Source organism: Streptomyces arenae, from assembly GCF_022343545.1.
GTDB lineage: Bacteria > Actinomycetota > Actinomycetes > Streptomycetales > Streptomycetaceae > Streptomyces > Streptomyces humi.
Window position 1 is genome coordinate 277,553 of the sequence record NZ_JAKQYH010000097.1, and the last position, 8,177, is coordinate 285,729.

General features: G+C 66.7%; 8 protein-coding genes. 1 reads left to right on the plus strand and 7 read right to left on the minus strand.

What is annotated here, in order from left to right:
* Positions 1-134: 134 nt before the first annotated feature.
* The 4 genes from qcrB to ctaE form a co-directional block, all read right to left on the minus strand.
* Positions 135-1,772: a cytochrome bc1 complex cytochrome b subunit gene (gene qcrB / locus MB828_RS46575; RefSeq protein ID WP_133028209.1), complete on the minus strand. Its 1,638-nt coding sequence runs from the start codon at positions 1,770-1,772 to the stop codon at positions 135-137.
* Entirely contained in the window at positions 1,769-2,827 is a 1,059-nt protein-coding gene (gene qcrA / locus MB828_RS46580; protein WP_046727404.1) for a cytochrome bc1 complex Rieske iron-sulfur subunit, read from the minus strand. The genes qcrB and qcrA overlap by 4 nt, the downstream gene beginning before the upstream one ends.
* A complete protein-coding gene (gene qcrC / locus MB828_RS46585) occupies positions 2,824-3,636 on the minus strand; it encodes a cytochrome bc1 complex diheme cytochrome c subunit (RefSeq protein ID WP_301653425.1) in 813 nt (270 codons plus the stop codon). The genes qcrA and qcrC overlap by 4 nt, the downstream gene beginning before the upstream one ends.
* Before the next feature lie 78 nt (positions 3,637-3,714).
* Positions 3,715-4,335, minus strand: coding sequence for an aa3-type cytochrome oxidase subunit III (ctaE, locus tag MB828_RS46590; RefSeq protein ID WP_301653426.1), 621 nt, complete (start codon positions 4,333-4,335; stop codon positions 3,715-3,717).
* A gap of 178 nt (positions 4,336-4,513) precedes the next feature.
* Here ctaE and MB828_RS46595 point away from each other — a divergent pair, with 178 nt between their 5' ends.
* Positions 4,514-4,915, plus strand: coding sequence for a response regulator transcription factor (locus MB828_RS46595; RefSeq protein ID WP_133028207.1), 402 nt, complete (start codon positions 4,514-4,516; stop codon positions 4,913-4,915).
* Between the two features lie 122 nt (positions 4,916-5,037).
* On the opposite strand, the gene MB828_RS46600 is transcribed toward MB828_RS46595, so the two are convergent.
* The 3 genes from MB828_RS46600 to MB828_RS46610 all read right to left on the minus strand — a co-directional run.
* Complete coding sequence (locus MB828_RS46600; protein WP_301653427.1) at positions 5,038-6,300, minus strand: L,D-transpeptidase; 1,263 nt, start codon at positions 6,298-6,300, stop codon at positions 5,038-5,040.
* 149 nt (positions 6,301-6,449) lie between these two features.
* Positions 6,450-6,848, minus strand: coding sequence for a cytochrome c oxidase subunit 4 (locus MB828_RS46605; RefSeq protein WP_046727399.1), 399 nt, complete (start codon positions 6,846-6,848; stop codon positions 6,450-6,452).
* Positions 6,845-8,177, minus strand: a 1,333-nt coding sequence (locus MB828_RS46610; protein WP_301653428.1) for a cytochrome c oxidase subunit I, incomplete at its 5' end; no start/stop codon positions are given. The genes MB828_RS46610 and MB828_RS46605, both read right to left, overlap by 4 nt.

Genomic DNA, 8,177 nt, shown 5'->3' on the forward strand with positions numbered 1-8,177 from the left:
AAGGCCGCTCCTGAGTGTCGTACCGGCGGAAAACCCGTTTCAGTGCTCACCCTATCCAGCCCAGCGCACCGCGAAGGGCCCCCGTCCGTACACCGGACGGGGGCCCTTCGACCCTGGCGTGGCGACGCCGTCGATCAGTGGTGGCCGTGGCCGCTCGTGATCTCCTTGTACTCCTCGACGGTCGGCTTCGGGATCTGGTTGTCCTCGCCGTAGTAGGCGTTGCTCAGCTTGGCGCGGAGCTTCTCGGACCCCTTGATCTTGCGCTCGACACCGTTCTCGTCGACCGCCGGGCCGACCTGGGCCGGCTCGTACTGGTGGTGGGCCGTGAGGGTGTGCAGCTGCTCCTGCGAGAGCGGCTCGTGGACCTCGATGAACTCACCGTGCGGGAGCCGCTTGATGATGCCGGTCTCGCGACCGTGCAGCACCTTCTCCTTGTCCCGGCGCTGGAGGCCGAGGCAGATCCGCTTGGTGACGATGAACGCGATCACGGGTCCGGCGAAGAAGAAGATCCGGACGAACCAGGTGACGTCGTTGATCGACAGGTGGAAGTGGGTGGCGATCAGGTCGTTGCCACCACCGATCAGGCCGACCATGTAGACGGTCACCCAGGCGACACCGAAACCGGTGCGGGTCGGGGCGTTGCGCGGGCGGTCCAGGATGTGGTGCTCGCTCTTGTCGCCGGTGACCCAGGACTCGATGAACGGGTAGACCGCGATCGCCGCGAGGACGACACCGAACAGGACCAGCGGGATGAAGACGCCCAGGACCAGGGTGTGGCCCCAGAAGTTGATCTCCCAGCCCGGCATGTAGCGGATCAGACCCTCGGCGAAGCCCATGTACCAGTCGGGCTGGGCGCCGGTGGACACCTGGTCCGGACGGTAGGGGCCCATGGCCCAGATCGGGTTGATCTGGGTGGTCGCCGCGATGGCCGCGATGACACCGAAGACCAGGAAGAAGAAGCCTCCGGCCTTGGCCATGTAGACCGGCAGCAGCGGCATGCCGACGACGTTGTTGTTGGTCTTTCCGGGACCCGCGAACTGCGTGTGCTTGTGGTAGAAGACCAGGATCAGGTGGCCCACCATCAGCCCGAGCATGATGCCCGGCAGCAGCAGGATGTGGATCGAGTAGAACCGGGCGACGAAGTCGTGGCCGGGGAACTCGCCGCCGAAGAGGAAGAACGAGATGTACGAGCCGACGATCGGCATCGACAGGATCGCGCCCTCGGTGAAGCGGACACCGGTGCCGGAGAGCAGGTCGTCCGGGAGCGAGTAACCGGTGAAGCCGGTGAACATGCCGAGGACGAACAGCAGGAAGCCGAACAGCCAGTTGATCTCACGCGGCTTGCGGAACGCGCCGGTGAAGAACACGCGCATCATGTGCACGAACATGCCGGCGAGGAAGATCAGCGCGGCCCAGTGGTGGATCTGCCGGATGAGCAGGCCACCGCGCACGTCGAAGGAGATGTGCAGGGTCGAGTTGAACGCCTCGGACATCAGCTGGCCCTGGAGCGGGACGTAGCTGCCGTGGTACGCCACCTCGTTCATCGACGGGTGGAAGAACAGCGTCAGGTACACACCCGTCAGGATGATGATGATGAAGCTGTACATGCACACTTCGCCCAACATGAACGACCAGTGGTCGGGGAAGATCTTGCGCATGTTGGACTTGGCGAGGGAGTAGATCCCGAGCCGTCCGTCGGCCCAGTCGGCGACACGCTCGCCGGCCGGTGCCTTCCCGCGCGCGCGGGACTCTGAGGTTTCTGAAGTGCTCATCCGCGCTCCCAGAATGCAGGACCGACGGGCTCCTCGAAGTCGCCGAGCGCCTGGAGGTAGCCCTCCTCGCTCACACCGATGCGCAGCTGCGGCAGGGCGTGACCGGCCGGGCCGAAGATCACTCGGGCACCGTCGGAGAGGTCGAAGGTGGACTGGTGGCACGGGCAGAGCACGTGGTGGGTCTGCTGCTCGTACAGCGAGATCGGGCAACCGACGTGGGTGCAGATCTTCGAGTAGGCGACGATGCCCTCGTGCGACCACTCGAGCTCGCGCTTGTCCTTGATGTTGTCCGGCTGCAGCCGGATGATCATCAGGGCCGCCTTCGCCATGACGTTCTGGAAGTCCTCCTGGTCTTCCTCGACGCCCTCGGGCTTGGCGAAGGTCAGCGAACCGACGGCGACGTCGGAGGGACGCAGCGGCTCGTTGGTGTTCATGTTGACGAGCAGCTTGCCCTTCGACCACGCCGTGTGCCGCAGCGAGGTGCCGGGCAGCGGGCCGAGGTCGCGCAGCAGCACGACGCCGGAGAGCGGGACCAGGGTCAGCGCGCCGAACATCGTGTTGCGGATCAGCTTGCGCCGGCCGATCGCCGACTCCTTGGCGCCCTGCTTGAAGTCGGCCAGGACCTTGGCCTTGACCTCGGGCTCGGCCGAGATGGCGTGCCGCTCGTCGGCGACCTCCACGTCGGACATCAGGGTGCGGGCCCAGTGGACCGCGCCCGCGCCGATGCAGAACAGCGCCGTACCGAGGGTCATGCCCAGCGCGAAGTTCAGCGCGCTGATGTGACCGAGCGGGAAGACGAAGATCGACTTGTCGTGCGGGATCGTCACGTACGACGCGATGAAGCCGACGGTGGCCAGCATCGAGATCGTGAACAGCAGGGCGACGACGCGCTCGGACCGCTTGGCGGCCCGCTCGTCGATGTCCTGGATCCGGTGCTCGTGGGGCGGCAGACCGGGGTCCGTGAACGGGTCCCTCTCGTCCGCGACGTCCACGGCGCCGTGCGCGTGGCCCTGCTCAGCGGGCAGGTTCTCTTCTGGAATGTCTTGGCTACTCATGACTTCTTGGCCTTTGCGGTCCGAGCGGCGACCCAGACGGCGACCGCGATCAGGGCACCGAGACCGAAGATCCACGCGAACAGACCCTCACTGACCGGCCCGAGGCCGCCCAGGTTGAGACCGCCGGGGTTCTCCGTGTTGGGGCTGTTGACCGCGTCGATGTACGCGATGATGTCCTTCTTGTTCTTCTCCGTCAGCGTGGTGTCGGGGAAGGACGGCATGTTCTGCGGGCCCGTCTGCATGGCCTCGTAGATGTGCTTCGGGGCTACGCCCTCGAGGTTCGGGGCGAACTTGCCCTTCGTCAGCGCGCCACCGGCGCCCACGAAGTTGTGGCACTGCGCGCAGTTGGTGCGGAAGAGCTCACCACCCTTGGCGATGTCGGCACCGTCCGCGCCGTACTGCTCCGAGGTGGGGACCTCGGGACCGGCGCCCAGCGAGGCGATGTACGCCGCGAGCTGGTCGATCTGTGCCTGGGTGTAGATGTTCTTCTTCTTGACGACCTGCGGGCCCTGCGAGGTGGCGGCCGGCATGCGGCCGGTTGCGACCTGGAAGTCGACGGCCGCGGCGCCCACGCCCACCAGGCTGGGGCCGTCGGACGAGCCCTGACCCTTGGTGCCGTGGCAGCTGGCGCAGCCGACCGAGTAGAGCTTCTGGCCCTCCTCGATCGTCAGGGACTGGGAGGTCTCATCGGCCTGAGCCTTGCCCGCGGGTGCGAGAAAGGCGTAGGCCCCCCCAGTGCCCACCAGCGCGAGGAGTAGGACGACGACCGCCGCCAGCGGATGGCGTCGTCGTGCGGAGAGCTTTTTCACGGATTACCCCGGTGTCAGGATCTTCTGCGTCGATGCTTCTGGAATGTGCGCTTCTACGGCGCGTGGAGCCGGCCCCGGCTACTTGATCAGGTAGATCGTGGCGAAGAGGCCGATCCAGACGACATCGACGAAGTGCCAGTAGTAGGACACGACGATGGCCGCGGTCGCCTGCTCGTGCGTGAACCTCTTCGCCGCGTAGGTGCGCCCCAGGACGAACAGGAAGGCGATGAGGCCGCCCGTCACGTGCATGCCGTGGAACCCGGTGGTCAGGTAGAACACCGAACCGTACGGGTCGGAGGAGAGCGAGATGCCGTCCTCCTTGACCAGGCTCGTGTACTCGTAGATCTGACCGCCGATGAAGATCGCACCCATGACGAAGGTGACGATGAACCAGCCCCGGAGCTTCTTCACGTCCCCGCGCTCGGCGGCGAACACGCCGAGCTGGCAGGTGAGGGAGGAGAGCACCAGGATCGTGGTGTTGGTCGCGGAGAACGGAATGTTGAGATGGCTCGCCATCTCCTTCCAGTGCGCCGGACCGGTCACCGATCGCAGGGTGAAGTACATCGCGAAGAGGGCCGCGAAGAACATCAGCTCGGAACTCAGCCAAATGATGGTTCCGACGCTGGTGAGGTTCGGCCGGTTGACCGACGGGTGCGCGTGCCCGGTATCTACTGTCGTTGCTGTCGCCACGACCGACATTATGTCGGTCGCTTATCTCGCGCTCACTCCGGGGGGTGCCGTTCGGGGTGTCCGCCCGGTGTGTACTGCCCGGATGGCCCATCGAAGCGGTGTTCCAACAGGTGTTGACGAGGTGTTCATGGGAGTAGCATCCGGCGCATCGGTCCTGTCCGTACGACGCTGACGTCTCGGAGGAACAATGCAGCCGACCGCCACGGTGCTGGTCTACAGCGACGACTCCAACACCCGCGAGCAGGTACGGCTGGCCGCCGGCCGGCGCCCGGCTCCCGATGTGCCCCTCGTCGAGTTCCTGGAGTGTGCGACACCCCAGGCGGTCATCGCCGAGCTGGACAAGGGCGGGATCGACGTGTGCGTCCTGGACGGCGAGGCCGTGCCCATGGGGGGCATGGGGGTGTGCCGGCAGATCAAGGACGAGATCTTCAACTGCCCGCCGGTGCTGCTGCTCATCGCGCGGCCGCAGGACGCGTGGCTCGCCACGTGGAGCCGTGCGGACGCCGCTGTGACGCTGCCGGTGGAGCCGGTGGAGTTCGCCTCGGCGCTGGCTTCGCTGTTGCGGCGGAAGAGGCTGCAGAGCGCCTAGGAGGGGGTGGGGCGCGGTGCGTGCGCGAGTGCAGGCCGGTGGGGGCCGTTCGCGCCCGCGCGGCGGTAGCCGCATATCGACTACCGCCCCGCGCCCCTGGGCCGGCTGCCCTGGAGGGCGGGTCACAGTGCGGCAGGCTGCACTCTCGCCGCGTCCGCCGGTTCCGGGGTGTCCGGGGTGCCGTTGACCAGGGCGCTGCCCTTGCGCCAGTCCTTCCAGGTGATGTTCCAGTCGCCGAAGCCGTTGCCGAAGTGCTCCATCTCCTCGCCGTTGGAGTTGACGACCCTCACCAGGTCCCCCGGGTGGAAGGTGTCGAAGAACCACTCCGCGTTCGAGGTGTTCATGCCGGTGCAGCCGTGGCTGACGTTCGCGTACCCCTGGGAACCCACCGACCAGGGCGCGGCGTGCACGTACTCACCCGACCAGGTGACCCTGGTGGCGTAGTAGACCGGGAGGTCGTACGAGTCGGAGGTGCCCTCGGCGATGCCGACCGTGGTGCCGCGCATGCGTACGAAGTACTGCTTCTCCAGGACGACCTTGACGCCGTTGCGGGTCTCGTAACCCGGCTTGCCGGTGGTGATGGGGATCCGGTCGATCACCTTGTCGTTCTTGTACACCGTCATCTCGTGGCTGCCGGCGTCCGTGAGGGCGAGGAGCTTGTCACCGGTGGTGAGTTTCAGCGGCGCGGCCGCGCCGCCCCAGAGGCGGTCGCTGATCCGGACGCCGTCCAGGTTGCTGTGCACCTGGATGGTGGCGTGGGTGGGCCAGTAGTCCTTGGGCCGGTAGTGGAGTTCCTTGTCGCTCACCCAGTACCAGGAGCCCTGCACGGCGGGCACGGAGTCGACCCGCAGGGCCCGCTCGACGACGGCACGCTGGGCCTTGTCCTTGACCGGGTGGTCGAGTTGGGCGGTGACGGGCTGTCCCACGCCGTACTCGCCGGACTTCGGGCCGAAGGTGACCTTCAGGCGCTGCTTGGTGGTGGGCAGGCTGGTGTCGAAGGTGAGGACCTCGCGGCCGGGTGCGCCGTCCTCGTCCTCGGTGCTGACCTGGACCGTGTAGTGGGCGTTGGCGGCCAGCGGGGAGGTGCTGTGCCAGCGGCTGCCGTCGGCGTCGAGTTCGCCCGCCACATGGCGACCGGTGGCGTCCACGGCGGTGACGTCCGTGATCCGGTCGTCGTCGCTCTTGGCGACGACCTCCAGGGGCTTGTCCGGGTCGGCCCGCTTCCCCTTGTCCGTGGGGGTGTTGAAGGAGACCTGGTCCGCCGCGTCGTAGGGCTTGGACGACAGCGGGTTGCCGTCCGAGCCGCAGGCGGCGACGCCCGCACCGAGGGCGGTCACCAGCAGGGTGCAGCTGACGACGGTACGGACGCACGGAGAGTGACTCATATTTTCACGCTATGAGATGTTCTCGGGACCGGCGCGGCAGGTAGTCCGGACGGGGGACGGGCACTGCGCCGAAGGCGGGAGCCCGTGACGCGCGGGAGCCCGGACCCTCCTGACGGAGGATCCGGGCTCCCGGTGCGCTGGGCGCGTGCCTACTGGGTGCGGTTCTCACCGCGGTAGTACTCGAACACCCAGCCGAAGAGACCGATCATGATGATGGGCGCCGAGAAGTACAGCAGCCACCAGCCGACGGCGACACCGAGGAAGGCCAGTGCGCCACCGACACCGAGGGCGAGGGGCTGCCAGCTGTGCGGGCTGAAGAAGCCCACCTCGCCGGCCTCGTCCGCGACGTCGGCCTCCTTGTTGTCCTGGGCACCGGCGTCCACCCGCGAGGCCGTGAAGCCGAGGTAGAAGCCGATCATGATGCACAGGCCGAAGGCCATGAAGAGCGCCGTGGTACCGGCCGCCTCCTTCGACCACACGCCATAGACGATCGCCATGGCGAGGACGAAGACGCTCAGCCACACGAACATGCGGCCCTGGATCTTCACTTGCCGGCCTCCTTGCTGCCCGTGACAGCGGCGGCGGCGTGGCCGTGCTCCAGCTGCTCCAGGGCGGCGATCTCAGGGTGGTGCAGGTCGAACGCCGGGGATTCGGAGCGGATCCGCGGCAGGGTGAGGAAGTTGTGCCGCGGCGGTGGGCAGGAGGTCGCCCACTCCAGCGAACGGCCGTAACCCCACGGGTCGTCGACCTCGACCTTCTTGCCGTACTTGGCCGTCTTCCACACGTTGTAGAGGAACGGCAGGATCGACAGGCCGAGCAGGAAGGAGCTGATCGACGAGATGGTGTTCAGCGTGGTGAAGCCGTCGGCCGCCAGGTAGTCGGCGTAACGACGGGGCATGCCCTCGGCGCCCAGCCAGTGCTGCACCAGGAAGGTGCCGTGGAAGCCGACGAACAGCGTCCAGAAAGTGATCTTGCCGAGCCGCTCGTCGAGCATCTTGCCCGTCATCTTCGGCCACCAGAAGTGGAAGCCGGAGAACATCGCGAAGACGACCGTACCGAACACCACGTAGTGGAAGTGGGCCACCACGAAGTACGAGTCGGAGACGTGGAAGTCCATCGGGGGCGAGGCCAGGATGACACCGGTCAGACCACCGAAGGTGAAGGTGATCAGGAAGCCGGTGGCCCAGAGCATCGGTGTCTCGAAGGACAGCGAGCCCTTCCACATGGTGCCGATCCAGTTGAAGAACTTCACACCGGTCGGTACCGCGATCAGGAAGGTCATGAAGGAGAAGAACGGCAGCAGCACACCGCCGGTGACGTACATGTGGTGGGCCCACACCGTCACGGACAGACCGGCGATCGAGATGGTGGCCGCGACCAGACCCATGTAGCCGAACATCGGCTTGCGGGAGAAGACCGGGATGACCTCGGAGATGATGCCGAAGAACGGCAGCGCGATGATGTACACCTCTGGGTGGCCGAAGAACCAGAAGAGGTGTTGCCAGAGCAGCGCTCCGCCGTTCGCCGCGTCGAAGACATGTGCCCCGAACTTCCGATCCGCCTCCAGCGCGAACAGCGCGGCGGCGAGGACGGGGAAGGCGAGCAGGACCAGGACGGCGGTCAGCAGCACGTTCCACACGAAGATCGGCATGCGGAACATGGTCATGCCCGGCGCACGCATGCAGATGATCGTGGTGATGAAGTTGACCGCACCGAGGATGGTGCCGAAGCCGGAGAAGGCCAGACCCATGATCCACATGTCGGCGCCCAGACCCGGCGAGCGGACCGCGTCCGACAGCGGGGAGTAGGCGAACCAGCCGAAGTCGGCCGCGCCCTGCGGCGTGAGGAAGCCGCCTACGGCGATGGTGGAGCCGAAC